Origin of the sequence: Pseudonocardia alaniniphila (assembly GCF_022524485.1) — a bacterium.
GTDB classification, from domain to species: domain Bacteria; phylum Actinomycetota; class Actinomycetes; order Mycobacteriales; family Pseudonocardiaceae; genus Pseudonocardia; species Pseudonocardia alaniniphila.
In genome coordinates this window covers 132,411-157,618 of record NZ_JAKXMK010000023.1, presented here as the reverse complement: position 1 = coordinate 157,618, position 25,208 = coordinate 132,411, and the positions used below count along the sequence as shown (strand labels likewise).

Here is a 25,208-nt window from a genome sequence, read left to right as displayed (position 1 = left end):
GCCCCGGCCCCCGAACCACGTCCCCCTTCGAAAGGCTCCAGCCATGGCCACGAGCATGGCCACGAGTGCGGCCGAATACGCCGTCGAGCTCACCGGTATCACGAAGCGTTTCCCCGGCGTGGTCGCCAACGACGACATCCATCTGCAGGTCCGCCGCGGCGAGGTCCATGCCCTCTGCGGTGAGAACGGCGCAGGCAAGTCCACGTTGATGAAGATCCTCTACGGGATGCAGCAGCCCGACGAGGGCACGATCTCGGTCGACGGTCGGACCGTGCGGTTCCGATCCCCGTCCGACGCGATCAAGGCCGGGATCGGCATGGTGCACCAGCACTTCATGCTGGCCGACAACTTCACGGTGGCGGAGAACATCCTGCTCGGGGCCGAGGGGCTACTCGGTATCGGCGGCGCAGCCCGCCGACGGATCGCCGAGCTCGCCGCCACGGTGGGCCTCGAGGTCGACCCGCGTGTCCTCGTCGAGCGCCTCGGAGTGGCCGACCGCCAGCGCGTCGAGATCATCAAGGTGCTCTACCGCGGTGCGCGCACCGTGATCCTCGACGAGCCGACCGCCGTGCTCGTGCCCCAGGAGGTCGACGAACTGTTCGACACCCTGCGCACCATGCGCGCCGACGGGTTCACGTTCCTGTTCATCTCCCACAAGCTCGACGAGGTGCGCGCCATCGCGGACTCGATCACGGTCATCCGCCGCGGCACGTCCGTCGGCACGGCCGACCCGGCCTCGGTGACCAGCCGTCAGCTCGCCGAGATGATGGTCGGGAGCGAGCTACCCAGCCCGGAGACCCGCGACTCCACGGTCACCGATCGCGAGGTGCTGCGCGTCGAAGGGCTGGAACTGGCGGGCGAGAGCGGCGCGCGGCCGGTGCTCGCGGGGATCGACCTCGTGGTGCACGCCGGTGAGGTGCTCGGGATCGCGGGCGTCGAGGGCAACGGCCAGACCGAGCTCGTCGAGACGATCATGGGGATGCGCCGGGCGAGCGCGGGCAGGGTGGTGCTGGGCGGCCGGGACCTCAGCCATGCCAGCACCCTCGCGCGGCGAGAGGCGGGAATCGGCTACGTGCCCGAGGACCGCACGCGCCACGGGCTCCTCGCCACCCAGTCGCTGTGGGCGAACCGCATGCTCGGCCACCAGAGCCGGCCGCCGGTGTCCCGAGGCGGGTTCCTCGGCCTGCTCGACCGGGCGGCCGCCCGGCGCGACACCGAGCGGATCGTCGCGGAGTTCGACGTCCGCACGCCGGGCGTCGACGTGCCGGCCGCCGCGCTGTCCGGCGGCAACCAGCAGAAGCTCGTTGTCGGACGGGAGCTCTCGGGCGACCCGGTGCTGCTGATCGCGTCGCACCCGACCCGCGGCGTCGACGTCGGGGCGCAGGCGGGCATCTGGGAGGAGCTACGCCGCGCGCGGGCTCGCGGGCTCGCGGTGCTGCTGATCAGCGCCGACCTCGACGAGCTGATCGGGCTCTCCGACACGATCAAGGTGATGCTGCGCGGCACGTTGGTCGCCGACGCCGACCCCGCGACCGTCACACCCGAGGAGCTCGGCGCGGCGATGACCGGTGCCGACGACTCCGAGGCGGTGCCTGCATGAACCGCGTCCGCACCGTGCTGCTGCCACCCGCGCTGGCGATCGTCTTCGCGGCGCTGCTGTGCGCCGTCGCGCTACTGATCAGCGGCGACTCGCCGATCACCGCTCTGACGGTCATGATCACGCAGGTCGGTGAGGGCACCACGGCCGTCGACATCATCAACAGCGGGGCCATCTACTACATCGCGGCACTGGCCGTGGCGATCGGCTTCCAGATGAAGCTGTTCAACATCGGCATCGAGGGCCAGTACCGGCTGGCGGCCTGCGTGGCCGCGATCGTCGGCGGCTCGCTCGTGCTGCCGCCGGTGCTGCACACGCTCGTGATCATCGTGGTCGCAGCCGTGGTGGGCGCGGCGTGGGCGGGTATCGCCGCGCTGCTCAAGGCCTACCGCGGTGTCAGCGAGGTGATCTCGACGATCATGCTGAACTTCATCGCGACCGGCCTGATCGCCTACCTCATCCGGCCCGACTCGTTCGGCGTGCTCCAGGGCAACAACATCTCCACCGCCCCGATCGAGCCGAGCGGTCAGTTCCCCGGGGTCTCGTTCGGCACGAGCGGCACCCTCTTCGGGATGGTCGCCGTGGCCGCGCTGCTCGGGCTCGGCTACTGGTTCCTGCTCAACCGCACGCGGTTCGGGTTCGAGCTCAAGGCATCGGGGGAGTCGCCGACGGCCGCCACGGCGGGCGGGGTCGACGCCCGGCGCATGGTGATCATCGCGCTGGTGCTCTCCGGTGCGGTCGCGGGCCTGGCCGGGCTCCCCGAGCTGCTCGGGCGCGACTTCGCCTACACGCTCACCTCGCCGCAGGGCTACGGGTTCACCGGCATCGCGGTCGCCCTGCTCGGCCGCAACCACCCGCTCGGCATCGCGCTCGGGGCGCTGCTCTGGGCGTTCCTGGACAAGTCGGCCCTCGCACTCGACAACGTCGGCGTGCCGCGGGAGATCGTGCTGATCATGCAGGGGTCGGTGGTGCTGTCCGTGGTCATCGCGTACGAGATCGTGCGGCGCTACGAGCTCGCCGCCGAGCAGCGCAGGGTGGCCGCGCAGCTGCGCAGCGCCCCGGCCGTGGAAGCTCGGACCGAGACGGTGGCGTCATGACGGCCCTGACCACAGCGCCGGTGGCGGCCCCGCCCCCGGCCGCACCACAGCGGCGCCGCGTCCCGTCGTGGGCCCGTGCGCTGATCGTCGTGGCCGCCGGCGTGGTGATCCTCTCGATCACGGCCACTCTGACCGGGCAGTACCAGCTGACCTCTCGCGGCACCACGCAGGCCGCCGTGCTGCTGCTGCTCCCGATCCTGTTCGCCGGGCTCGGCGGGCTGTGGTCCGAACGCGCGGGCGTGATCAACATCGGTCTCGAGGGCATGATGATCCTCGGCACCTGGGGCGCGGCCTGGGCCGGATACCAGTGGGGGCCGTGGGCTGCGGTGCTCGGCGGCCTCGTCCTCGGCGCCCTCGGCGGGCTGCTGCACGCCGTCGCCACGGTGACGTTCAACGTCAACCACATCGTGTCCGGCGTCGCGATCACGCTGCTCGGCATGGGCGTCACGAAGTACCTGTCCACGCTGCTCTTCGAGCCGATCTCGCAGAATCCGCGCCAGTCCCCGCGGGTCGAGGCGTTCGACACCTTCTCCGTACAACCGGTGGCCGACGGTCTGGCGTCCGTCGAGTCGCAGCAACGGGTGCTGCTCTCGGACGTGGCGGGGCTTCTCGGCGGCCTGCTCAGCGGCCTTACGCCGCTCGTCATCATCGGGTTCGCGCTCGTGCCGATCAGCTACCTGGTGCTGTGGCGCACCCGCTTCGGGCTGCGGCTGCGCTCCTGCGGGGAGAACCCGGTGGCCGCCGAGTCGCTCGGGGTCAAGGTCGCCACCTACAAGTACGTCGCGGTGGTCGCGTCCGGCGCGCTCGCCGGGCTGGGCGGTGCGGCGCTGACGCTGAACCCCGGCCAGCTGGGTTACCTGGAGGGCCAGACCGGCGGCCGCGGGTACATCGGTCTCGCCGCGATGATCTTCGGCAACTGGCGACCCGGTGGCCTGCTCGCAGGGTCGGCGCTCTTCGGCTACGTCGACGGTGTGCAGTTGCGGGCCGGTGGCGAGGCGGTGCACGGGCTCCTCTACGGCGCGACGATCCTGGCGGTCGGCCTCGCCGTGCTGTGGGTGGCGCGGCGCCGGTGGCGTGCGGCGCTGGTCGCCGCCGTCGTGGGCGCGGTGGTGTACGTCGTGTACTACTCGATCGACACGGTGCCACGCGAGTTCGCCGCCTACGCACCGCAGCTCGTCACGCTGCTGGTGCTCGCGGTGGCGTCCCAACGACTACGGCCGCCTGCGGCCGACGGCGTCGAGTATCGGAGAGGTGAAGGTAGCCGAGGTTGATGATGACTGACGTCCCCTGGGACGCATTGCGCGAAGCGGCCGTCGCCGCGGCCGCGTCGGCCTACGCGCCGTACTCACACCTGCAGGTCGGGGCGGCGGCCGTCTGCGACGACGGCCGTGTCGTCACCGGATGCAACGTGGAGAACGCCTCGTACGGCCTCGGCCTCTGCGCCGAGTGCACGATGGCCGGGCAGCTGCGGCTCACCGGCGGGGGTCGCTTCGTCGCCGTGGCGTGCCGCTCCGGCACGGGGGAGCTGCTCATGCCGTGCGGGCGCTGCCGGCAGATCATCTACGAGTTCGGCGGCCCGGACTGCCTGGTCGACACCCCGCGCGGCATCCTCCCGATGCGGGAGGTGCTGCCGGACGCGTTCGGCCCCGCCGACCTCCCGGACCGGAGCTGAGCACTGGCCCCTGGGCCTCGCGATCGCAGGCCACGCGAGCCGCCGACCGGGCCTCCGGATCGGCACTGGCATCCTGAGAATTCCTGATCCACGAGCACCGGAGGACCAGCGTGCCCGACGCCGTCCAGAGCATCAGTGCGGTCGAGGTCATCACCGCCAAACGGGACGGCGGGCGGCTGTCCGACGAGCAGATCGACTGGGTCGTCGCCGCCTACACCCGCGGGGACGTCGCCGACGAACAGATGGCCTCACTCGCGATGGCCATCCTCCTCAACGGCATGGACGCCGAGGAGATCTCGCGCTGGACGCAGGCGATGATCGACTCGGGGGACGTGCTGTCGATGTCGTCGACTGGGCGCCCCCTGGTCGACAAGCACTCGACCGGCGGCGTCGGCGACAAGATCACCCTTCCCCTCGCCCCGCTCGTGGCGGCGTGCGGTGCCGCCGTGCCCCAGCTGTCCGGCCGCGGGCTCGGCCACACCGGCGGCACGCTCGACAAGCTGGAGTCGATCCCGGGCTGGCGGGCCTCGTTGTCGCTGGAGGAGATCGCCGCCCAGCTCGCCGACGTCGGCGCGGTGATCTGCGCGACCACCCCGGCGCTGGCGCCCGCCGACCGCAAGCTCTACGCGCTCCGCGACGTCACCGGAACCGTCGAGTCGATCCCGCTCATCGCCAGCTCGATCATGAGCAAGAAGATCGCCGAAGGCACCGGCGGCCTGGTGCTCGACGTCAAGGTCGGGTCCGGGGCGTTCATGAAGACGGAAGCGCGGGCGCGCGAGCTCGCCGCGACGATGGTGCGGATCGGCGAGGCGCACGGGCTGCCGACCACCGCGCTCCTCACCGACATGTCGGTGCCGCTCGGCCGGGCCGTCGGCAACGCTCTCGAGGTGGCCGAGTCGGTAGAGGTGCTGCGTGGAGGTGGTCCGGCCGATGTCGTCGAGCTGACGGTGGCGCTCGCCCGGGAGATGCTGACCCTGGCCGGGATCACCGCCGTGGACCCGGCGCAGGTGCTCGCGTCCGGCGCCGCGTACTCGGTGTGGGAACGGATGATCGCTGCCCAGGGCGGCGACCCGAGCGCGGCTCTGCCGGTGGCGAAGCACGTGGAGGTACACGTCGCCGAGCGCTCAGGTGTGCTGACCCGGCTCGACGCCATGGCCGTCGGGGTGGCGGCGTGGCGGCTGGGCGCCGGCCGTGCCCGCAAGGAGGACGCCGTGCAGGCTGCGGCCGGGGTGCGGCTCCTCGTCGGGCTCGGCGAGGAGGTCGCCGCCGGTCAGCCACTGCTGGAGCTGCACACGGACACCCCCGACGCGATGGCGGGCGCCCGCGCGGCCCTGGCGGGCGGCGTGGAGGTCTCCGACGAGCCGTCCGACCGTGGCCCGTTGGTGCTGGACACGATCAAGGCCGGCTAGCGCAACGGCCCGGACGCCACGAGGCGTCCGGGCCGTTGCCGGGTTCGGATGTTCTCAGTCGTCCGGGTCGTCGGCCACGGTGTCGCCGATCGACGCCCCGTTGGGGGACTTCACCGTGATCTTGCGCGCCCGCCGCTGAGCCGGACGCGGGGGCGGCGGCGGCGACTGGGCGGCGGGGCCCCGGCCCAGGATCAGCTCAGCGAACGTGGCCATGGCCTCGTCGAGCTGACCGGCGTTACGCCGCTCGGACTCCTCGTTGGCCTGCTCCACCAGCGTGCGCAGCGAGGTGGAGTCGGGCCGCTGCACCAGCGCGGCGTCGAGCTTCTCGAGCTTCAGGTCGATCTCGCCGCTGAGTGAGCCGAGACGCCCGGACACGCCCTCCTCGAGAGCGTTGAGGCGCTCGCTGACGGTCTCCAGCCGGGTGGACAACGACTCCAGCCGCTGCGCCAGGCCGTCGAGCGGTTCCGTCGGGTCGACCGCGGGACGGGATGCCAGGTCCTCGAGCCGCCGGTGCAGCCCGATGCTGGTGTCGCCGAGCAGGTTGCGCATGCCCTCGTCGGACTCGTCCATGGAACGGACGGCCGTCTCGAGCTGCTCGCGGACCGCGCGCTCGATCCCGTCGATCCGCTCCTTGATCGGCGTGCCCACCGAGGACGGCATCGCGTCGAGCCGCATCTCGTGCCGGTCGAGGCGGTTGTCGAGGTCGTCGAGACGCTTGTGGAGGCCCAGGAGCCGGTCGTCGAGCCCGTCCATCCGGCCGGACACGCCCTCCAGCCGCCCGGCCATTCCGTCGAGCCGCCCGTCGAGCTGCGCGATCGGCTTGGCGATCTTGTCGGGCAGCCCCTCGACGGCCCGCATGACGGCGGCGATGGCGCTGTCCTGGGCGTCGAGCTTGGCCACCGTCTCGTCCAGCCGCTCGGCCAGCACGCTGACCTCGGTGCGGTCGGGAAGCTCGGTGAGCCGCTTGCGGACCGTGCCCAGCGCGTCGAGCGCGGCGAGCCGGGCGTGGATCTCGTCGAGCGAGTCGAAGATCTGCTGCTGCTCGCTGTCGCGGATCTCTGCCGCGCGCATGAGCATGCCGCGCATGCGGTCGAACGACAGTGTGGAGTCATTGCTCATGGCGGGCGGGGAGCTTCCTCTTTGCCGGACAACGGGGAGTGCCGTGCGCACTGAGGGTAGCGAGGCGCGCGGATTGCCCCTTCACGACTCCCCGTTCGGGAGCCTTTACCCCGTTCAGAGTAGTTTGTCACTCTCGTGCGTCACGGTCTGCGCCGGGTGGCAGCACTTTCAGGACCGGAGGTACGACGCCCCGTTCACGTCGACGATCGCGCCGATGGCGTACTCGGTGCCGGGCGAGGCCAGGAAGACGATGACGCGAGCGATCTCCTCCGGGGTGGCCGCCCTTCGGAGCGGGCTCTGCGCCCGGACCGCCGCACCGTCCGCCCCGTCGAGGTAGGGCGCCGCCATGTCGGTCTCGACGAACCCCGGCGCGACCGCCGTGACGTAGATGCCGTGGGGTGCGAGCGCCTGGGCCAGCGACTGGCTCAGGCTGTTCAGCCCGGCTTTGCTCGCCCCGTACGCCGGGTGCTCCGGTTCCCCGCGGAACGCCCCGCGCGAGGTGACGTTCACGATCCGGCCGCCGCCCGCCGCGATCATGTGCGGCACCACGCAGTGCACGAGGTTCGCCGGCCCGATCAGGTTGGTGTCGATCGTCCGCCGCCACGCTTCCTGCCATTCCGCGTAGTCCGTGGTCGGGACGGGGTGACGCTCGTAGACGCCGGCGTTGTTCACGAGGACGCCGATCCAGCCGAGGCGCTCGACCACGGTCTGCACGAGGTTCTGCACCTGCCCGGGGTCGGCGACATCGGCCTGGAGCGCGATGTGTGCACCCGGCCCGAGCTCGGAGAGCACCTCCTCGGCCGCCCGGCGGTCCTTCCGGTACTGGACGACGACGGTGGCTCCCGCCGCGGCGAACTCACGCGCCGCTGCCCGGCCGATTCCGCGTGAACCGCCCGTGACCAGCACGACGTCGCCTTCGAAGATCATTGGTTCAGCATGTCAGCCCGCGGTGACGGGTGGCCGTCGGGGATCAGGGGTGGAGATCGGCGATCAGGGGTGGATCTCCCGCCCCGACGGGTGACGTGGGGGGCGCTCCTCGGGTGCCCTCACCCACGACGGCCAGGGGTGTTCTAGCGTGATGTGGTGCCCGTCTCGCTGAACGTCGACTCCGTCCGGGACGCACCGAAGGTGCTGCTCCACGACCATCTCGACGGCGGGCTGCGGCCCGCCACCGTCCTCGAGCTAGCCGACGCTGCCGGCTATCAGGGCCTCCCGAGCACCGACGCGCAGGAGCTGGGCGAGTGGTTCCTCGCCGCCTCCCACTCGGGCTCGCTGGAGCTGTACCTGGAGACCTTCGGCCACACCGTCGGAGTGATGCAGAGCGCTGACGCGCTGGTCCGCGTCGCCGCGGAGTGCGCCGAGGACCTGGCCACCGACGGCGTGGTCTACGCCGAGGTGCGGTTCGCCCCGGAGCTGCACGTGGAGCAGGGCCTCGAACTCGACGCCGTGGTGGAAGCGGTGCTCGAAGGCTTCCGGGTCGGCTCGGCCCGGGCGGCGGAGCGTGGCAGGCGGATCCGCGTCGGCTGCCTGCTCACCGCGATGCGCCACGCCGCCCGCTCGCGCGAGATCGCGGAGCTGTCGGTGCGCTACCGGAACCTCGGCGTGGTGGGCTTCGACATCGCCGGCGCCGAGGCCGGTTTCCCGCCCACCCGCCATCTGGACGCGTTCGAGTACCTGCGTCAGCAGAACGCGCACTTCACGATCCACGCAGGCGAGGCCTTCGGGCTGCCCTCGATCTGGGAGGCGCTGCAGTGGTGCGGTACCGACCGGCTCGGCCACGGCGTGCGGATCGTCGACGACATCACGCTCGGCGCCGACGGCACGCCCCGGCTGGGCCTGCTCGCCGCGTACGTGCGGGACAAGCGCATCCCGCTCGAGATGTGCCCGACGTCCAACGTGCACACCGGCGCGGCCAAGTCGCTCGCCGACCACCCGATCGGGCTGCTCACCGAGCTGCGCTTCCGCGTCACGGTCAACACCGACAACCGGCTCATGTCCGATGTGTCGATGACCAGCGAGATGACCGCCCTCGCCGACACCTTCGGGTACGGATGGGCCGACCTGCAGTGGTTCACGGTCAACGCGATGAAGTCGTCGTTCCTGGGCTTCGACGAGCGGCTGGCCATGATCAACGAGGTGATCAAGCCCGGGTACGCCGCCCTGATGGCCTGACGGCCCCAGCGCGGGGTCAGTGCACCGTGAGCCGGCGCGTGAGGTTCTCGACCAGCTCGCGGAATCGCGCCGCCTCGGCGTCGAACGGCGGGCTGGGCGCGAGCCGGGTGGGGTCGGGTTTGATCACGAACGAGACGAGCCAGCCGAGGGCCTGCGATTCGGCGAGCGCCTCGCGGGCGTCGTCCTTGCCTGCCCACTCGTCGACGTCCAGCAGTAGCTCGACGGCCAGCTCCAGCTGCGAGGGGTCGACGGAGAGCGTGCCCTCGGCGATGTCGTCGGCGAGCCCGGTGAGGGTGTAGGCGTTCAGCTCGTCGACCTCCACCTCCAGCTCGCCCACCGCGGCGCGCTCGACCACCTCCGACCAGGTCGACGCGGCGACGAGGTCGTGGCCGTCGGCGCCGTCCTCGCCGACCCACCGGGCGAGGGCGCGCTCCGAGGTGAAGACGTCGATCTTGCCGTTCGAGCCCAGGAAGACCGGCGCGTCGTCGAGGTAGCAGCGCAAGGTGACGAACTCGCCGTCGCGGGTGGTGATGCGGACGGGGTCGATGCCGACCTCCTCCCAGAAGCCGGCGGGCTCGTCCTCGTCGGCCTGCTCGCCGTCCTCGTCGAGAGTGGTGGCGCCGGCCTCGTCGGCGTCCTCGGCGACGACGATCTCCTTCTCCGCCGCGGCCAGTGCCGCAGAGTCGACGTCCGGGGTGGCGACCAGGTCGTCGAGGGTGTCGATGACGTCGTCCCAGCGGTCCGCGATCGTCTCGACCATCTGCGACCACAGCCGAGCGCCCTCGCGACCGGCGAACGGGAGGGTGCCCTGGCGCAGCAGACCGAACGCGGGCGCGGAGTCGAGCACCTCGGTGACGACGTCCAGCTCGCAGACGTCGGCGATCGAGCGCACCATCTCCGTGATCTCGGCCAGCTCGGCGACCGTCCACGTGTCGGGGTCCTCGGCTGCCAGCTCCGGCACCCCGACGATGTCGAAGCGCCGTGTCTCCTCCGGCGTCAGCTCGGCGACGGTCAGGTCCGGGACCACCGACCAGGCCGGGTGGTCCAATAGGTCGTGCTCACCGGCCGTGCGCACGAACGCGGCGAGCTGTGCGACCTCCGGGAACGCGAAGAGCGCATCGTCGTCGCCGAGGAACGCCTCCCACTCCTCGCCGTCCTCGCGCCACCGCGGGGCCCAGAGCGTGACGAGGTCTCCCTCCGTGAGGGAGAGCTGGATCGGGACGATGTCGCTGGCCACGACGGAAGCCTAGGACGTTCGCAGGTCAGCGCCCGACCGGGTGCCAGACAGTCTTGATCTCGGTGAAGGCGCGCAACCGCGCGATCCCGGCCGGTCGCATCGGATCGGCCTCCGTGGCGGGCCGGGGAAGTACCCGTTTGACGGTCTCGGCCGCGGCGCGTTCCAGGTCGGCGCTCAGCTCCTCCGGCGCGCCGGTCAGGTCGAGCGCCTGGACCTCGGCGTGGCCGGCGAGCCACGGCCCCAGCTCGGTGGCACGTCCCGTGAGCAGGTTGGCGACGCCGCCCGGCACGTCGGAGGTGGCGAGCACCTCGGCGAGCTCGATCGCGGGCAACGGCCTGCGCTCGGACGCGACGACGACGGCGGTGCACCCGGTGGCGAGCACCGGGGCGAGCACGTCCACGAGGCCGAGGAGGGCCGACGACTGCGGTGCGAGCATACCGACGACGCCGGTCGGCTCGGGGGTGGACCAGTTCAGCAACGGGCCGGCCACCGGGTTGACCGAGCCGAGCACGGTCGCGATCTTGTCGGTCCACCCGGCGTACCAGACCCAGCGGTCGATCGCGGCGTCCACCAGCGTCGATGCTTGCTCACGCGGCACGCCCTCGGCCGCGACGACGTGGTCGGCGAAGCGGTCGCGGCGGCCCTGCATCATCTCGGCGACGCGGTAGAGCACCTGACCGCGGTTGTACGCGGTGGCGCCCGACCAGCCGCCGAACGCGGAGCGGGCGGCGCTCACGGCGTCGCGGACGTCCTTGCGCGAGGCGAGCGCGGCGTGCGCGAGGAGCGCGCCCGTGGCGTCGTGGACGGGGTAGCTGCGACCGGACTCCGACCGCGGAAACGCCCCGCCGACGTACAGCTTGTAGGTCTTGGCGACGCCGACACGACCGTCGACGGGCGCGGACTGGGTCATGCTGCCGAGCCTAGGGGTCGGCAGCCGAATCCGGACCGGGCTGAGGCAGCGGGCCGTGTGCCGGGCGGGTTCCGCGCGGGATGAGGCCTGCCTCGTGGGCCAGGATGGCTGCCTCGACCCGGTTGCGGACCCCGAGCTGTCGGAAGATCCCGCTCACGTAGACCTTGACGGTGCCCTCGACCACGTGGATGTGCTCGGCGATCTCGCCGTTGGACATCCCGGAGCCGAGGAGCCCGAGCACCTCTCGTTCGCGGTTGGTCAGCCCGTCGAGCTGCTGTGCGGCGCCGAGGCGTGACCCGGTGGCGGCGAGGTGGTCGATCACCCGCCGAGCGACGGAGGGCGAGAGGTACGCCGCGCCGGAGGCGACGGCGCGTACGCCCGCGATGATCTCGGTGGGGTCACCGGTCTTGAGCACGAAGCCTCCCGCCCCCTCACCGAGCGCCCGCGAGATGTAGGCGTCCTCGGCGAAGGTGGTCAGCACCAGCACCGCCGTGCCGACGGACAGCCGGCGGATCTCCGCGGCGGCCTCGAGCCCGTTGAGCCGCGGCATCCGGATGTCCAGCACGGCGACGTCCGGGCGGTGCGCCAGCACCAGGTCGACCGCATCGCGGCCGTCCGGTGCCTCGGCGACGACCTCGACCTCCGGCGCGGCGGCGAGCACGGCCCGCACTCCGACGCGCACAACGGCCTCGTCGTCGGCGAGCACGACGCGGATCGCGCCACGATCCTGGCCCGTCACCGTTCGTTCCCGACGAGCTCGTCGCCGCTCACGAGCCGCGCGCCCCGGACGAGCAGGTCCTTGCTCACGAGCCGCCGGTCCCGGAAGCAGAGCCGGTACAGGTCGCTTCCGCGTTCGTCGAACGGGTTGGGGTGGGTGCTGTAGTGGCTGCAGGCCGAGCCGGCTGGTGGCGGCGGCACGCCGTCGGGCAGGTCGACCCGCGTCTCGGCGGGCAGCAGCGGAGTGACGGACGACTGGTCCTGCCCGACCGTGAGCCGCGCGTAGTCGGCGGGGTCGAGCACCGAGGTGACCGCGTCGACGACCATGTAGGCCACCACGCAGGCGACGACCCCGGCCGACACCGCGGCGGTGACCAGGACCGTCCGGCGTCCGCTGCGCCGCACCTGCAACTCGGCCTGCCTGCGGTGCGCGTGGGTGGCCGTGGCCGGTCCCGAGGGTGCCGAGGGCCGATGGGGGACGTGGGCCGTGACCGCGTATCCGCCGTCGGTGCTGCGGCCGGCAGCGAACCGGCCTCCGACGAGCCGCACCCGTTCGGCGAGCCCGAGCAGGCCGTACCCGCCGATGACCCCGGGTTCGGGCGGCTCGGCCGCCGCCGCGTTGGCCACCCACACGACGCTGCCCTCGCCGGTCTCCTCGATCCGGACGGTCACCGGGGCACCGGGGGCGTGCTTGATGGCGTTGGTGAGGGCCTCGGCGACCACGCGGTGGATCGTCCGTGCGATGAGGGGGTCGTGGTCGCGAGGGGGGTCCGCGACGAGCTCCACGTCGAGCCCCGACGCCCGGGTCCGGGCCACGAGGTCGGCCACCGGCTCGGCGGAACCGTCGATCCCGCTCTGGTCCGCGCGCAGCACGCGTACCGCGTCGGCCAGCCGTTCGGCCGCCGTGGTCACGGCCGCGCGGGCACCCCCGGCCGCCGATCGATGCCGCTGGTCGAGCCCGGCGTCCACCTCGAGGGCGCCGATGCGCAGCGCGGCGTGCGCGAGCTCGTGGCCGATCAGGTCGTGCATCTCACCGGCCAGCCGGGCGCGCTCGCGGGTCCTGGCCCTGTCCTCGGCCAGCTCGAGCTCGCGTTCCACGCGTTCCGCGTGCTCCCAGCCGGCCCGGACCATCCGGGTGTACTGGCGGCGGTACCTGCCGATCGTCCAGGGCACGACGGCGAGCACCGCCATCGCGGCGACCGTGCCGAGAGCGGTGTCGCCCCCGCCGCCGAGGGCCGCCGCAGCCGCCGCACCGGTGGCGGTGCCCGCCAGCAGGACCACCGCGCCCGCCGTGCCCGTGGATGCGTTCCGGCCTGCTACGAAGCTGACGGCGAGCAGGCCTCCTGCGAACACGAGCACTCCGAGCGTGCTGTCCAGCGGGGCCCGCGACAGGAACGTGATCTGCCACGCCGCCACCACCAGCACGAGTGCCACGACCGGACGACGCTGCACGACGGCCGCGGCGATGCCGAGGACGGCCAGCCCGGCGAGGGCCTCTCCGATGGAGAGCCGGGCGGTCCACGGTCCGACCGTGGCCGCGAGCACCGGCACTGCCGTGATCGTCCAGAGGGCGAGTGCGCGCACGCCCATCAGTTTCGCGGACGCCGGCTCAGGCGCGCGGGCGGTGAAGACGAACCGTCGGCGCATCGGCCGGCTCCGCGGCCGGGCGACCGACCAGCCACGCCGCACGGGGTCGCGTCCGCACCTGGGCAACCACCGGCGCCAGCAGACGTGCCGGCAACGGAAGGACGAGGGCCACCATCGCACCCAGGACCAGGCCGGCGATCACATCGTGCGGATAGTGCACGCCCACGACAACACGTGAGGCGGCGGCGAACAATGCCACCCCGACGGCGAGGAATCCGAGGCGCGCACCCGTCCAGGCAAGAGCGACGGCCGCCGCTCCCGCGACCGTTGCGTGGTTGCTGGGAAAAGACCAGTCGCCGTACTCGGGGCAGACCGCAATCGTGGCCAGCTCGCCCAGAGTTCGGCACGGGCGTTCCTCCTGCCACAGCCCCTTCGCCGTCTCGCTGAGCAGGTACGCCACCACTGTTGCCACCGGGACCAGCAGAGTCCGCGCCACGAGCAGCGGCGGGCCGGTCCGCGCCCGCCACCACGCCGCCACGAACATCGCGGCGAGCACGACGGCGACCGCATCGGTGGCGATATCGACAAGTACGCGAACGGCTTCCGGGCTCTCCGCTGCCGATTCGACGATCTGTCGATACCATTCCGCGCTGACATCGGGCACATCCGGAATTCCGGTGCCATCCGGAATCGGCTCCACGGGCGCATTCATCACGAAGAGAACGCTATTTATCCGCGCCGGTCGATCGCCTCCGTCGAAAGCGTTGTGCTGCCCCTGTCCTTCGTCAGGGTCGCGCACCTGACGATCGACAGGGCGCCACCGGTTCAGGCAGGCAGATCGAGCCGGATGAGCTGCCCGCGGGAGGTGACGCCGAGCTTCGGGAACGCCTTGTACAGGTGGTAGCCCACGGTGCGCGGGCTGAGGAACAGCTGGGCGCCGATGTCCCGGTTGCTGAGCCCCGCCGCGGCGAGCCGGACGACCTGCAGTTCCTGAGGGGTTAGCTCGGCGAGCAGGTCGGGGCCGGGCTGCGCGTCGGCCCGGCTCTCTCCGGTGGCTCGCAGCTCGGCCCGCGCGCGCTCGGCCCAGGGACGGGCGCCGAGCTCCTCGAACGTCTCCAGCGCCGATCGCAGCGGCGACCGGGCCTGTGTCCGGCGCCGCTCCCGGCGCAGCGACTCCCCCTGGAGCAGTTCGGTGCGGGCGCGCTCGAAGGGGCGTGTCCCGTCGAGCCGGTGGTGCGCCACGGCCTCGGCGAAGAGCCGTTCCGCCTGGTCGCCACCTTCGACGAGAGCCCGGCAGCGCAGCGCGACCGCCCGTGCCCAGGCCTGTCCGACGTGGCCCGCCCACCGCTCGAAGCGCGTGGCCGCGTCGCGGGCGAGCTCGGTGCGACCCGCGCGTGTCGCCGCCTCCACCAGGTCGGGCAGGGACTGGGACCGGCTCGGGTGCGCCATGAGCTCGGCCAGCCGGTCCGCGGCGCTCTCGACGCGGCCGAGTCCCAGGTCCAGGAGGCTGCGCGCTGCCGCGGCGGCCTCGGGGAAGTCCAGCGGCATCCGGCGTCCGTCGAACTCGGCGAGGACGGCAGCCAGGCGCACCTCGTCGCCCTCGACGGCCGCGAGATGTGCCACCACCGCCGCGAGCTCGCCGAGCGCTTGCTCGTGTCCCGTGTCCCGGGCGAGTTGCAGCCCCTCGGTCGCTGCGACTGCGGCGTCGTGGCGCCTGCCCAGGTGCCATCGTCCGGCGGCCAGTACGGCAAGCACCCGCGGCAGCACGCCGTGCGCCCCGTGGGTGCGGGAGTCGCGCTCGGCGCAGGCGGCGAGCGCGTGAGCCGTGATGTGGTCGCCGAGTGCGAGGTGCCACGCGGCGAGGGTGGCATCGACGCGCGGTGACCCCGAGCCGTGGCAGATCGCCATCTCGCGCAGGCCCGCGATCGCTCTCGGCAGCGCGGCGTCGCCGGCGCCGGGGAGTTGAGCGAGTGCCACCGCGGACAGCGCCCGGACGTACCTCGCGTACCCGAGGCCCTCGGCAGCGGCCACCACCCGCTCGATCATGCTGCGCTCACGCGCCGACCACCCGGCCTCCACCGCCCACATGAACATCTCGCCTGCCAGCTCGGGGGCGACGGCTGCGATCGGCATCGCCGCCTCCATCAGCAGCCGGTGCGTCTCCTCCGGTCGGTTGACCTCGTCGGCGAGGCGGGCGTGGATCAGTGCCAGCCGCGCGTGCTGCACCTGGTCGGCGACGGGCCGTGCGGCGTCGACCGCCAGGGAGGACGCCCATCCGCGGTGCCCGGCGTCCGCCGCTGCCTCGGCTGCGGCGGTGAGCCGGCGTGTCCGCTGTGCGGGGTCGGGGCTGAGCGAGCCCGCACGTTCGTACGCGGCGGCCGCTGCCTCGTTGCTGCCCCGATCCGTGGCTGCGCGTGCGCTCGCCTCGAGCGCCGCGGCGACGTCCTCGTCGGGGCCGATGCTGGCAGCGGCGCGGTGCCAGTTGCGCCGGTCGACGTCGGGCCGCCCGTCGAGCACGTCGGCGAGCGCGCGGTGGGCCTCCTGTTTGCGTACGACGGTGGCGCTGCCGTAGGCGGCCGTGCGGATCAGCGGATGCTGAAAGCCGAGGCACCCCTCGGAGAACATGAGCAGCCGCGCGCGCTCCGCCGCCTCCAGGTCGGCCACGGAACAGCCGAGCCGTTGCGCGGCCGCGAGCACCACGCCCGTGTCGCAGGTGTTGTCGGCCGCCGCCACCAGCACCACGGTGCGGACCCGCTCGGGCAACGCCTCGATCCGGGCGGCGAACTCGCGCTCCACCGGGCTGTGTGTCGGTGCCGACCCACCACGCCCGGCCTCGGGCGGACCTAGCGGGTACACCGGCGCCCGCCCCGCGCGGTGCGCCGCGGGCAGCTCGTGCAGGGCGAGCGGGTTGCCGGCCGCCTCCCGCAGCAGCTGTTCCCGAATGTGGCGAGGGAGGTCGCCTGCCCCGGAGTCCAGGACGTGACGCGCGGTCGACTCGTCCAGCCGGGGGAGAACGAGCTCCGCCAGCCCCGGGGCCGGAAAGGCGGGGGCGTGCCCGGTGCGCGCCGCGAAGAGCATCACGACGGCCTCCGCGTCGAGCCGGCGCGCGACGAACAGCAGCACCTCGGCCGAGGCACGGTCGAACCAGTGCGCGTCGTCGAGCAGGCACAGCACCGGCCGCTGCGCCGCCAGCTCGCCGAGCAGCGTCAGCACGGCGAGTCCGACCAGGAACCGGTCGGGGGCACGTTCCGCGCTCGCCAGCCCGAGTGCCGCGCGCAACGCGCCTGCCTGCGCCTCGGGCAGCTCGTCGACGCCCGCCATGTTGTCCTTCACCAGCAGGTGCAGGGCGGCGAACGGCAGTTCCGTCTCGGTCTCGACGCCGGTCCTGGTGAGCACCAGCATGTCCGGCGTGGCCGTGGCGGCGTGCCTGAGAAGGGTCGACTTCCCGATCCCCGCCTCCCCACGGACGACCAGCGCACCGCTGCGGCCCGCACGGGCGGTGTCGAGCAGACGCTGCACGTTCGCGGTCTCGGCGGCGCGGCCGGGGAGAGCGGGGCGGACCGGCGCCCCGGACATGGTCATCGGGCTCCCTCCGCCGCGGGCCTGGCGGCCGCCGGTACCAGCAGCACCAGAAGGCCGAGGCCCACCGCCGCGGTCACCACCACGACCCCGGCGCGGAAGCCCGCTGCGCCGCCCCCGGCCATGGTCCAGGCCAGCGCGGTCACCGCCGGGGCCACCGTCATCGCGATCGTCCGCACCGTCATCCCGACGCCACCGGCCACCCCTTCCGACCCGGCGGGGGTACCGACGAGCAGCGCGGTGTTGATCGCCGGGTTGAACAGCCCGGATCCCACGCCCAGCAGAACCAGCCGCCAGGCCAGGTCGGCCAGTCCGGAGCCGGCGTCCAGGGTGAGCATGGAGAGCATCGCGAGCACGGTCACCGCGCTCCCGACGATCGCCACGGCCCTCGTCCCGTAGCGGTCGGACAGCAGGCCCGCGAGGGGGGAGACGGGCGCCATCGCGCCGACCACGAACAGCAGCGCCACACCGGTGACGTCGGGTCCGTCGCCCAGCACGTCGGCCACGAAGTACGGGAGCAGGAACGCGATCAGCCCACCGGTGAAGGTGGTCGTGAACAGCGCGAGCAGCGTGCCGGCGAACAAGCGCCCGCGCACGAGCGCGATCACCGGCCGCGACGCCGTCAGCCGTGTCCACCACACTCCGAGCGCGACCGCCACCACCCCGAGGGCAGCGGCCACGAGCGGCTGCCCGTCCACCTCGTCGAGTGCCAGCAGCAATGCCGCCACCGCGCCCCCGAGCAGCAGCGCCTCGCGAACGAGTGCCACGCCCGGGCGGGGCAGGCCGCGGTCCGGGGTGCGCGGGATGCTGCGCAGGCCGATCCACAACACGATGAGGATCAGCGGGATCTTCATCAGGAAGACCTCGCGCCAGGTGAACACGTCGGCCACCAGCCCGCCGAGAGGCATGCCGACCGTGGCCCCGATCGTCATGATCGTGATCACGAACCCGATCGCCTGGCCGCGCTGCTCCTGGCGGACGCTGCCGCTGATGATCGGCATGTACGCGGCCACCACGAGCGCACCTGCGATCCCCTGCACCAGACGGCCGACGACGACCAGCCCGAACGTCGGTGCGAGCGCCACCAGCACGCTCGCCAGCCCGAGCCCGATCATGGCCAGCGCGAAGACCGCGCGGACGTCCGCACCGTCGGCCCAGCGGCCTGCGGGAACGGACACGGCTGCCGACGGCAGGGCGTAGGCCAGCAGCACCCACGCCGTTGCCGCGGCCGACACGCCCAGCTCGGCACCCATGCCGGGGAGGGTCACCGCGGGGATCGTCATCTCGGAGGTGACCATCAGCATCGCGAGGCCGAGCGCCGCCACCGGAGCCCAGCTCGTGCGTTGCGGTGGGAGTACCGCTCTCGTGGTCATGGGCGTCCCTCCTGCGGTGATCGGGACTCCGACGGTAAGAGTTGAAGCTGACTCGAAGTCAAGAGATCTCACCCGGTCACGTAAGGCCGGGCGGCGCGGGCCTCGCGCAGGGCCAGCGCCCACCACGTGAGCTGGTCCAGCATCGTCTTCGCGGCCGCCGAGCACTCGGCCTCCTCGAGCGGCCGCCCGCCGTCGCCGAACCGGGCCCACGCACCGTGGAAGCTGACGGTGTCGCGCACCGTGGTGGCGTGCACCTCCGCGAACACCTGACGCAGGTGCTCCACGGCCCGCAGGCCGCCCGACATCCCGCCGTACGACACGAACGCCACCGGCTTGGCCTGCCACTCCCGCCCGTACCAGTCGATGAGTGTCTTCAGTGGAGCCGGATAGCTGTGGTTGTACTCGGGCGTGACCACCACGAACGCGTCGGCGGCAGCGAGCCGCGACGACACGGCGGCGACCTCGGGCGGCGTCGGCGCCCCGAAGGGCTCCAACCGGTCGGGCAGTGCGGCGTCCGCCAGGTCGAGCACGTCCACGTCGAGGTCGGCGCGTTGGCGCGCCTCCCCGGCGAACCAGCCGGCCACCGTCGGTCCGAACCGGCCCCCGCGGGTGCTGCCGATGATGACCACCAGCCGGATGCTTGTGTCGGTCATGGTGGGTTCCTTCCCCTCGTCACGGTCCATACGGCGGACGCTATGAGCGGAGAAAGGGGCACCGAATCCGTCACGTGACCGGTGCGAGCGCCTCGACGACCCGTCGAGTGCGGGCTCAGGCCTGCAGGTAGGCCTCCAGGCCGATCCGGCCGCCTTCACGGCCGTAGCCGGACTCACGGTAGCCGCCGAACGGGGCGGTGGGGTCGAAGCGGTTGAAGGTGTTGGCCCAGACGACGCCCGCGCGCACGCGCTGTGCCGTCCACAGTGCCTTCGCGCCGTTGCTCGTCCAGATGCCGGCGGACAGGCCGTAGCGCGTGTTGTTCGCCTTCGCGACGGCCTCGTCCGGCGTGCGGAACGTGAGCACCGAGAGGACCGGCCCGAAGATCTCCTCCCGTGCCACGCGCATGGTCTGCTCCACACCGGAGAAGACGGTGGGCGGGAAGAACAGACCGCGCTCGGGGAGCGGGCACGAACTCGTCCAGCGCTGTGCACCCTCGGCGTCGCCCGCGGCCGCGAGGTCGACGATCCGCTCCAGCTGGGCGCGCGAGTTGATGGCGCCGACATCGGTGTTCTTGTCGAGCGGGTCACCCACTCGCAGCGTCTCGATCCGGGCGCGCAGGAGCGTCTCGAACTCCTCCGCGATCGACTCCTGCACCAGCAGCCGCGAGCCGGCGCAGCAGACGTGTCCCTGGTTGAAGAAGATGCCGTCGACGACGCCGTCGACGGCCTGGTCGAGCGGTGCGTCGTCGTAGACGATGTTGGCGGCCTTGCCGCCGAGCTCCAGCGTGAGCCGCCTGCCCGTGCCGGCGAGGCGGCGCTGGATCTGCTTGCCGACCTCGGTGGAACCGGTGAACGCCACCTTGTCCAGCCCGTTGTGCCCGACCAGGGCCTCGCCCACGTCACCGGCGCCTGGCAGGACGTTCAGCACGCCTGCGGGCAGCCCGGCGTCGGCGGCGATCTCCGCGAGGACGAGCGCAGTGAGGGGGGTGGTCTCGGCGGGCTTCAGGACGATCGTGTTGCCGCATGCCAGCGCGGGAGCGATCTTCCAGGCCGCCATGAGCAGCGGGAAGTTCCACGGGATCACGGCACCGACCACACCGAGCGGCCGTGGGTCTGGACCCATACCCGCGTAGCCGAGCTTGTCGGCCCAGCCGGCGTGGTGGAACAGGTGCGCCGACGCGGTGGGCACGTCGACATCGCGCGACTCGCGGATCGGCTTGCCGTTGTCCAGCGTCTCCAGCACGGCGAGCTCGCGGGCGCGCTCGGCCACCACCCGCGCGATCCGGAACAGGTACTTGGCGCGCTCCGCGCCGGGCATCGGGCCCCACACCTGCTCGTAGGCGCGACGGGCCGCGGCGATCGCACGGTCGACGTCCTCGGCTGCCGCCGTGCCGACCTCGGCGAGCACCTCCTCCGTGGCCGGGTTGATCGTCTTCAGCGGCGGGCCGCCGCCGTCGACGAACTCCCCGCCGATGAACGGCCGGTAGGTGGGTCTGAGGTTCGCGAGCGACGCCGACTCCGGGGCCGGGGCGTAGGTCCACTCCATCACGCGCTCCCGATCCGGTCGGCGCTCTCGTAGTGGCCCTCGAGCTGGGTGCGGCGCTGCCGCAGCAGGTCCCCGAGCAGCGAGGATGCTCCGAACCGGAACAGCTGCGGCGTGAGCCACGCCGGCCCGGCGATCTCGTTGACGGCCACCAGATGGCGGATCGCGTCCTTCGCGGTGCGGATACCGCCGGCAGCCTTGACCCCGCGCAGCCGGCCCGTGGCGCGTTCCCAGTCGCGGACGGCCTGCAGCATCACCTGTACGACGGGCAGTGTGGCCGCCGGGGAGATCTTGCCCGTGGACGTCTTGATGACGTCGGCGCCTGCGAGCAGGGCGAGCCAGGAGGCGCGGCGCACGTCGTCGTAGCCGGCGAGCTCGCCGGTCTCGAGGATCACCTTGAGGTGGGCGCTGCCGCAGGCTTGCTTCACGGCGGCGATCTCGTCGTAGACGGCGCCGTAGCGGCCGGTGAGGAACGCTCCGCGGTCGATCACCATGTCGATCTCGGACGCTCCTGCCTCGACGGCGAGTGCGGTGTCGGCGAGCTTGACCGCCCGCGACGACCGTCCTGATGGGAACGCGGTGGCGACGGCGGCGACCGCCACACCCGATCCGCGCAACGCCTCGACGGCGACGCCTGCCAGGTCGGGGTAGACGCAGACGGCGGCGACGGGTGGCACCTGTGGATGGTCGGGATCGGGCCGGCGGGCTTGCGCGCACAGCGAGCGCACCTTGCCCGGGGTGTCGGCGCCCTCCAGCGTGGTGAGGTCGATCATCGAGACGGCCATGTCGAGTGCCTGGAGCTTGGACTCCCGCTTGATGCTGCGGGTGGCGAGCATCGCCGACCGGCGTTCGAGCCCGACCTGGTCGACACCCGGCAGCCCGTGGAGGAAACGGCGCAACGCCGCCTCGTCCTTGACGACGTCGCCGAACCCGGGCGCGGCATGGCCGTCGTGGCCGTCGATACGGGCCTTGCCGGCGCCGGCCGCGTCGGGGCGCGGGGCGGGCACGGTCGTTGTCACGGCGCTGAGTGTAGGGGCCGGGCGGGCGCGGTCGAGGGTTTGCGCAGTGGTCGCCAAGGGCCTGATCGATCGCAATTCCGGCCCGCGGAATCGGGGCCGGAATGGAGAACAGGAACTAGTACCGAGCGGCCGACTTCAGGGAGCGCGCCGCCCGCTGCGCGTCCAGGCGCAGCGGGCGGCGACGAATACGAAGGGAGCGCGTCGCGAGCCGCGTTGGTGTAGCTCAGGTTGAGCTGTGCAGGCGGACGACGCCGACAGTGACGTCCTCCAGTCCTCCGCGGTCGAAATCGCGGCGCAGCTGATCGGCCTTGACGGTTGCCGTCAGCCCGTCGAACGGTCCATGCGCATCAACCTCCCCGGTCTGGGGATCAACAGCGAGGACGACATAGCCGTCGCACTGAGTAAGCTTCTCCGCTGCAGCGACCAGCGTCGCTTCGTCGGATGTCGAGTTCTCCGCCACCGGATCACCTCCTAGTCATAAGTACAGCGTCGGGGAGGCCCTCGGCGTGACACTGTTTGTGCCAGACCACCCATTCGGGTCAGGGTGAATCTTCGAGTTCGATCACTGTCGGTACCGGCAACCGGGTGACGAGGTAGCGGAATCGGTGGTCATACACTCCTGACTACGATCAATGTGTCGATCTTGGCACTCTTAGTCATCACTACTGTCGGTGCCCGCCGGGCCCTTCAGGCCGCCTTCAGCAGGCTCTTGTCGGGCTCCGAAACGGCCTGTTTCGTATATCAGCTGCGCCGTGGAGTCGCATCACACCACCGTGTCGCGCTCTCCGGAATTGTTGCGGTAAGTGACGTTCCGGGGGTGTCGCGACGGCGGCTCGGCCCCGATGAGGTGACGCGAGGTTCGGGCACCGCGTGGTCTCCCCGCGCGCTCTTCGACGCCACTCTGACGCCTCGCTGACGTCTCCCCGACGTCTCGGCTGAGGGGTCGTGGTGTCGTCGCTGCGGAAGTCGTCACAGTCGGCGACCCTGCCGCGGCTCCGCGCGGCCCGGGGACTGTCAAGATCGTGTTCATGCGAACTCTCCGCACCCCCGACGAGCGGTTCGCCGGACTTCCCGGCTTCGACATCGCTCCCCGCTATGCCGAAGTCGCCGCGCCCGATGACGGAGCGTTGCGGATGGCGTGGGTGGAGGCCGGGCCTGCCGACGGGCCGGTCGTGCTGTTGCTGCACGGCGAGCCGAGCTGGTCGTTCCTGTACCGGACGACGATCCCGGTGCTGGCGGCTGCGGGCCTCCGGGCCGTTGCGCCCGACCTCGTCGGCTTCGGGCGCTCCGACAAGCCTGCCGACGTCGCCGACCACAGCTATGCCCGCCACGTCGAGTGGCTGCGGGCGCTCGTGTTCGACGTGCTCGACCTGCGCGGCGTCACGCTCGTCGGGCAGGACTGGGGTGGGCTGCTCGGCCTGCGGCTGGTCGCCGAGCACCTGGACCGGTTCAGCGCCGTGGTGGCCGCCAACACCGGCCTGCCCACCGGCGACCGCGACATGCCCGAGGTGTGGTGGCAGTTCCGCCGGGCCGTGGAGAAGGCGGAGCAGCTCGACATCGCGCGGCTCGTGCAGGCGGGCTGCCGCACCCGGCTCACCCCCGAGATCCGCGCCGCCTACGACGCCCCGTTCCCCGACGAGACCTACAAGGCAGGCCCGCGGGCGATGCCACTGCTCGTGCCGACCCGGCCCGACGACCCGGCGACGGAGGCCAACCGCGCCGCCTGGGCCACGCTCTCGGGCAGCGAGATCCCGTTCCTCTGCGCGTTCAGCGACGGCGACCCGATCACGGCGGCGATGGAGCCGATCCTGCGCCGCGCCATGCCCGGTGCAGCGGGCCGGGAGCACCCGATGATCAGCGGCGCCGGCCACTTCCTGCAGGAGGACGCAGGGCCGGCGCTGGCAGCGGAGATCGTGCGCTTCGTGGCCGGTGTGCGGTGACCGGCGTCCGTCCCGAGCTGGGGAGTGAGCCGTCGCGAAGCTCCACGGGCGGAGCGGGGTGGGGTTGCCGGCAGCCCGGTGTCGGCGCGCGGCTCGCGCCCGTCGACAGCCGCCTCTCCTGGCTGTCGCCCGGCCCGCTCATCGCCTCACGCAACGACGTACTGACGCGCTGGCTCGGCGACCCCAGCGACAGCCAGCGGCGGGAGTGGCTGCGCAGGCTCGACTCCTACGCCGAGGCGGCCGGCGTGCCCCCGCCCCCGCGCGACCGGCTCGTCACGCGCTTCGCCGACCGCGACCACATCTCCGTGGCGGTGCTGGGCGACCCGGGCGAGGGGGACGCCTCGCAGTACGTCGTGGTGCCGGTGCTGAAACGGGTGGCAGGGGACACCGACCTCGGGATCATCTGCAGCGACGTCATCTACCCGGCAGGCGGGGTGCGCGCCTACGCCGACCGCTTCTACCGGGCCTACGCCGACTACCAGGCGCCGCTCTACGGCCTGCCCGGCAACCACGACTGGTACGACGGGCTCAGCGGCTTCATGACCGCCTTCTGCGACGCCCCGCCCGACGCCGGAGCGCCCTCGTCCGCCGTGCCCGGTCCGTGGTGGAAGCGGCTCCTGCGGCAACTGCTCTGGCGCCGCGCGCCGAAGGCGACAGCCGCCGACGTCGCCGACATGCGCTGGTACCGGGACGCCGAGTCGCAGCAGGCGACCCAGCCCGGTCCGTACTGCGCGATCGACGCAGGCCCGGTGCGGCTGGTGCTCATCGACGTCGGCATCGACTGCCACATCGACAGTGACCAGGCCGCCTGGCTCCGCGAGGTGTCGGCGGGCGACCGCCCCAAGATCCTGCTCACCGGCAAGCCGCTCTACACCTATGCCGCCTTCCAGCCGTGCCCGATCGAGGGCGGCGGGGACGTGAACGACATCGTCACCGACCCGGCGCACAACTACGTCGCGGCGATCGGTGGAGACGACCACAACTACCAGCGCTACCCCGTGCGGCAGCCCGACGGGCGCACGATCCTGTACCTCGTGGCGGGCGGGTCGGGGGCCTACCTCTCGGCCACCCACCAGATCCCGAACGTGGACCGGCTCGCGCCCGCCGTCCACGAGGAGGACTTCCGCTGCTACCCGCTGCGCGGCGACTCGCTCGCCCATTTCAGCCGGCGCTACGACAAGCTGCTCGGCTTCGGGCTCGGCCGGCTGGTGATCGACCCCGACGACGCCACCGCGGTGATGGCCGAGCGGGTGGGTATCACGCCGCCGCGGCCGGGCTCCTCGACCGTGCCCGCCCGTGCCCGCCGGGCCGCCGATCGCATCTTCCCGCTGCCCGCGCGGGGGTCGGCGCCTGCGCACAACCTGATGTCGGTGCTGTTCGACTCGAACGCCGTGCCGCAGTTCAAGAGCTTCCTGCGGCTCGACGCCACGAGCGACGAGATCGTGGTGTCCTGCTGGGCCGCCACCGGCTGCCGCGAGCACGAGATCAACCCGGTGCTGGAGGACAGGATGCGTGCCACACGGCAACCGGACGGCCGGTGGGTCTGGGCAAGCGAGACCCCTGGCCGTCCGGTGCCGTGAGAAA

The 25,208-nt window shown here is 72.4% G+C and carries 21 protein-coding genes; 8 read left to right on the top strand and 13 right to left on the bottom strand.

Features of this window, described 5'->3' with window-relative positions:
- The first annotated feature begins 43 nt into the window (after positions 1 to 43).
- The 5 genes from MMF94_RS25775 (at position 44) to MMF94_RS25755 (ending at position 5,775) form a co-directional block, all read left to right on the top strand.
- Entirely contained in the window at positions 44 to 1,600 is a 1,557-nt protein-coding gene (locus tag MMF94_RS25775; protein WP_241039754.1) for an ABC transporter ATP-binding protein, read from the top strand.
- Entirely contained in the window at positions 1,597 to 2,694 is a 1,098-nt protein-coding gene (locus MMF94_RS25770; protein ID WP_241039753.1) for an ABC transporter permease, read from the top strand. The genes MMF94_RS25775 and MMF94_RS25770 overlap by 4 nt, the downstream gene beginning before the upstream one ends.
- The gene (locus MMF94_RS25765; protein WP_241039752.1) at positions 2,691 to 3,965 is read left to right on the top strand and encodes an ABC transporter permease; all 1,275 of its coding nucleotides are present in this window, start codon (positions 2,691 to 2,693) and stop codon (positions 3,963 to 3,965) included. The genes MMF94_RS25770 and MMF94_RS25765 overlap by 4 nt, the downstream gene beginning before the upstream one ends.
- A 2-nt stretch (positions 3,966 to 3,967) precedes the next feature.
- Positions 3,968 to 4,366, top strand: a complete 399-nt coding sequence (locus MMF94_RS25760) for a cytidine deaminase (protein WP_241039751.1) — start codon at positions 3,968 to 3,970, stop codon at positions 4,364 to 4,366.
- Positions 4,367 to 4,476: 110 nt separating this feature from the next.
- Entirely contained in the window at positions 4,477 to 5,775 is a 1,299-nt protein-coding gene (locus MMF94_RS25755; protein ID WP_241039750.1) for a thymidine phosphorylase, read from the top strand.
- A gap of 54 nt (positions 5,776 to 5,829) precedes the next feature.
- Here the strand turns inward: MMF94_RS25755 and MMF94_RS25750 are convergent, their stop codons facing one another.
- Together MMF94_RS25750 and MMF94_RS25745 are read right to left on the bottom strand one after the other, a co-directional pair.
- On the bottom strand, positions 5,830 to 6,894 hold the full coding sequence (locus tag MMF94_RS25750; protein ID WP_241039749.1) for a PA containing protein: 1,065 nt from the start codon (positions 6,892 to 6,894) through the stop codon (positions 5,830 to 5,832).
- Positions 6,895 to 7,062: 168 nt separating this feature from the next.
- Positions 7,063 to 7,821, bottom strand: coding sequence for an SDR family NAD(P)-dependent oxidoreductase (locus tag MMF94_RS25745; RefSeq protein ID WP_241039748.1), 759 nt, complete (start codon positions 7,819 to 7,821; stop codon positions 7,063 to 7,065).
- Positions 7,822 to 7,977: 156 nt separating this feature from the next.
- Here MMF94_RS25745 and MMF94_RS25740 point away from each other — a divergent pair, with 156 nt between their 5' ends.
- Entirely contained in the window at positions 7,978 to 9,066 is a 1,089-nt protein-coding gene (locus MMF94_RS25740; RefSeq protein ID WP_241039747.1) for an adenosine deaminase, read from the top strand.
- A gap of 16 nt (positions 9,067 to 9,082) precedes the next feature.
- Here the strand turns inward: MMF94_RS25740 and MMF94_RS25735 are convergent, their stop codons facing one another.
- The 11 genes from MMF94_RS25735 to MMF94_RS25685 all read right to left on the bottom strand — a co-directional run bounded on the left by MMF94_RS25735 (position 9,083) and on the right by MMF94_RS25685 (position 22,144).
- Complete coding sequence (locus MMF94_RS25735; RefSeq protein ID WP_241039746.1) at positions 9,083 to 10,303, bottom strand: primosomal protein; 1,221 nt, start codon at positions 10,301 to 10,303, stop codon at positions 9,083 to 9,085.
- A 25-nt stretch (positions 10,304 to 10,328) separates the two neighbouring features.
- Positions 10,329 to 11,213, bottom strand: a complete 885-nt coding sequence (locus tag MMF94_RS25730) for an aldehyde dehydrogenase family protein (RefSeq protein WP_241039745.1) — start codon at positions 11,211 to 11,213, stop codon at positions 10,329 to 10,331.
- 10 nt (positions 11,214 to 11,223) lie between these two features.
- The gene (locus MMF94_RS25725) at positions 11,224 to 11,952 is read right to left on the bottom strand and encodes a response regulator (RefSeq protein ID WP_241039744.1); all 729 of its coding nucleotides are present in this window, start codon (positions 11,950 to 11,952) and stop codon (positions 11,224 to 11,226) included.
- The gene (locus MMF94_RS25720; RefSeq protein WP_241039743.1) at positions 11,949 to 13,577 is read right to left on the bottom strand and encodes a sensor histidine kinase; all 1,629 of its coding nucleotides are present in this window, start codon (positions 13,575 to 13,577) and stop codon (positions 11,949 to 11,951) included. The genes MMF94_RS25725 and MMF94_RS25720 overlap by 4 nt, the downstream gene beginning before the upstream one ends.
- Positions 13,540 to 14,316, bottom strand: a complete 777-nt coding sequence (locus tag MMF94_RS25715; RefSeq protein ID WP_241039742.1) for a phosphatase PAP2 family protein — start codon at positions 14,314 to 14,316, stop codon at positions 13,540 to 13,542. Before MMF94_RS25715 ends, MMF94_RS25720 begins: the two co-directional genes overlap by 38 nt.
- Positions 14,317 to 14,342: 26 nt before the next feature.
- Positions 14,343 to 17,099, bottom strand: a complete 2,757-nt coding sequence (locus tag MMF94_RS25710) for an ATP-binding protein (RefSeq protein WP_241039741.1) — start codon at positions 17,097 to 17,099, stop codon at positions 14,343 to 14,345.
- Positions 17,096 to 18,469, bottom strand: a complete 1,374-nt coding sequence (locus tag MMF94_RS25705; protein WP_241039740.1) for an MFS transporter — start codon at positions 18,467 to 18,469, stop codon at positions 17,096 to 17,098. The genes MMF94_RS25710 and MMF94_RS25705 overlap by 4 nt, the downstream gene beginning before the upstream one ends.
- A gap of 68 nt (positions 18,470 to 18,537) precedes the next feature.
- Positions 18,538 to 19,122 carry an NADPH-dependent FMN reductase gene (locus tag MMF94_RS25700; protein ID WP_241039739.1) on the bottom strand — a complete coding sequence of 195 codons (585 nt, stop codon included), beginning with the start codon at positions 19,120 to 19,122 and terminating at the stop codon, positions 18,538 to 18,540.
- A 115-nt stretch (positions 19,123 to 19,237) separates the two neighbouring features.
- Complete coding sequence (locus tag MMF94_RS25695) at positions 19,238 to 20,671, bottom strand: aldehyde dehydrogenase family protein (protein WP_241039738.1); 1,434 nt, start codon at positions 20,669 to 20,671, stop codon at positions 19,238 to 19,240.
- A complete protein-coding gene (deoC, locus tag MMF94_RS25690) occupies positions 20,668 to 21,627 on the bottom strand; it encodes a deoxyribose-phosphate aldolase (protein WP_241039807.1) in 960 nt (319 codons plus the stop codon). Before deoC ends, MMF94_RS25695 begins: the two co-directional genes overlap by 4 nt.
- A gap of 280 nt (positions 21,628 to 21,907) precedes the next feature.
- Positions 21,908 to 22,144, bottom strand: a complete 237-nt coding sequence (locus MMF94_RS25685) for a hypothetical protein (protein WP_241039737.1) — start codon at positions 22,142 to 22,144, stop codon at positions 21,908 to 21,910.
- 568 nt (positions 22,145 to 22,712) lie between these two features.
- Here MMF94_RS25685 and MMF94_RS25680 point away from each other — a divergent pair.
- Entirely contained in the window at positions 22,713 to 23,624 is a 912-nt protein-coding gene (locus MMF94_RS25680; protein WP_241039736.1) for a haloalkane dehalogenase, read from the top strand.
- Positions 23,621 to 25,204 (top strand): metallophosphoesterase family protein, encoded by a 1,584-nt coding sequence (locus MMF94_RS25675; RefSeq protein ID WP_241039735.1) that lies wholly within the window; start codon positions 23,621 to 23,623, stop codon positions 25,202 to 25,204. Before MMF94_RS25680 ends, MMF94_RS25675 begins: the two co-directional genes overlap by 4 nt.
- Positions 25,205 to 25,208: the final 4 nt, after the last annotated feature.

Coding starts and splice junctions, on each gene's coding strand:
- MMF94_RS25775 (WP_241039754.1), top strand. CDS start 44: ATGGCCACGAGCATGGCCACGAGTGCGGCCGAATACGCCGTCGAGCTC.
- MMF94_RS25730 (WP_241039745.1), bottom strand. CDS start 11,213: ATGACCCAGTCCGCGCCCGTCGACGGTCGTGTCGGCGTCGCCAAGACC.
- MMF94_RS25750 (WP_241039749.1), bottom strand. CDS start 6,894: ATGAGCAATGACTCCACACTGTCGTTCGACCGCATGCGCGGCATGCTC.
- MMF94_RS25720 (WP_241039743.1), bottom strand. CDS start 13,577: ATGCGCCGACGGTTCGTCTTCACCGCCCGCGCGCCTGAGCCGGCGTCC.
- MMF94_RS25700 (WP_241039739.1), bottom strand. CDS start 19,122: ATGACCGACACAAGCATCCGGCTGGTGGTCATCATCGGCAGCACCCGC.
- MMF94_RS25770 (WP_241039753.1), top strand. CDS start 1,597: ATGAACCGCGTCCGCACCGTGCTGCTGCCACCCGCGCTGGCGATCGTC.
- MMF94_RS25760 (WP_241039751.1), top strand. CDS start 3,968: ATGACTGACGTCCCCTGGGACGCATTGCGCGAAGCGGCCGTCGCCGCG.
- MMF94_RS25680 (WP_241039736.1), top strand. CDS start 22,713: ATGCGAACTCTCCGCACCCCCGACGAGCGGTTCGCCGGACTTCCCGGC.
- MMF94_RS25705 (WP_241039740.1), bottom strand. CDS start 18,469: ATGACCACGAGAGCGGTACTCCCACCGCAACGCACGAGCTGGGCTCCG.
- MMF94_RS25710 (WP_241039741.1), bottom strand. CDS start 17,099: ATGACCATGTCCGGGGCGCCGGTCCGCCCCGCTCTCCCCGGCCGCGCC.
- MMF94_RS25765 (WP_241039752.1), top strand. CDS start 2,691: ATGACGGCCCTGACCACAGCGCCGGTGGCGGCCCCGCCCCCGGCCGCA.
- MMF94_RS25745 (WP_241039748.1), bottom strand. CDS start 7,821: ATGATCTTCGAAGGCGACGTCGTGCTGGTCACGGGCGGTTCACGCGGA.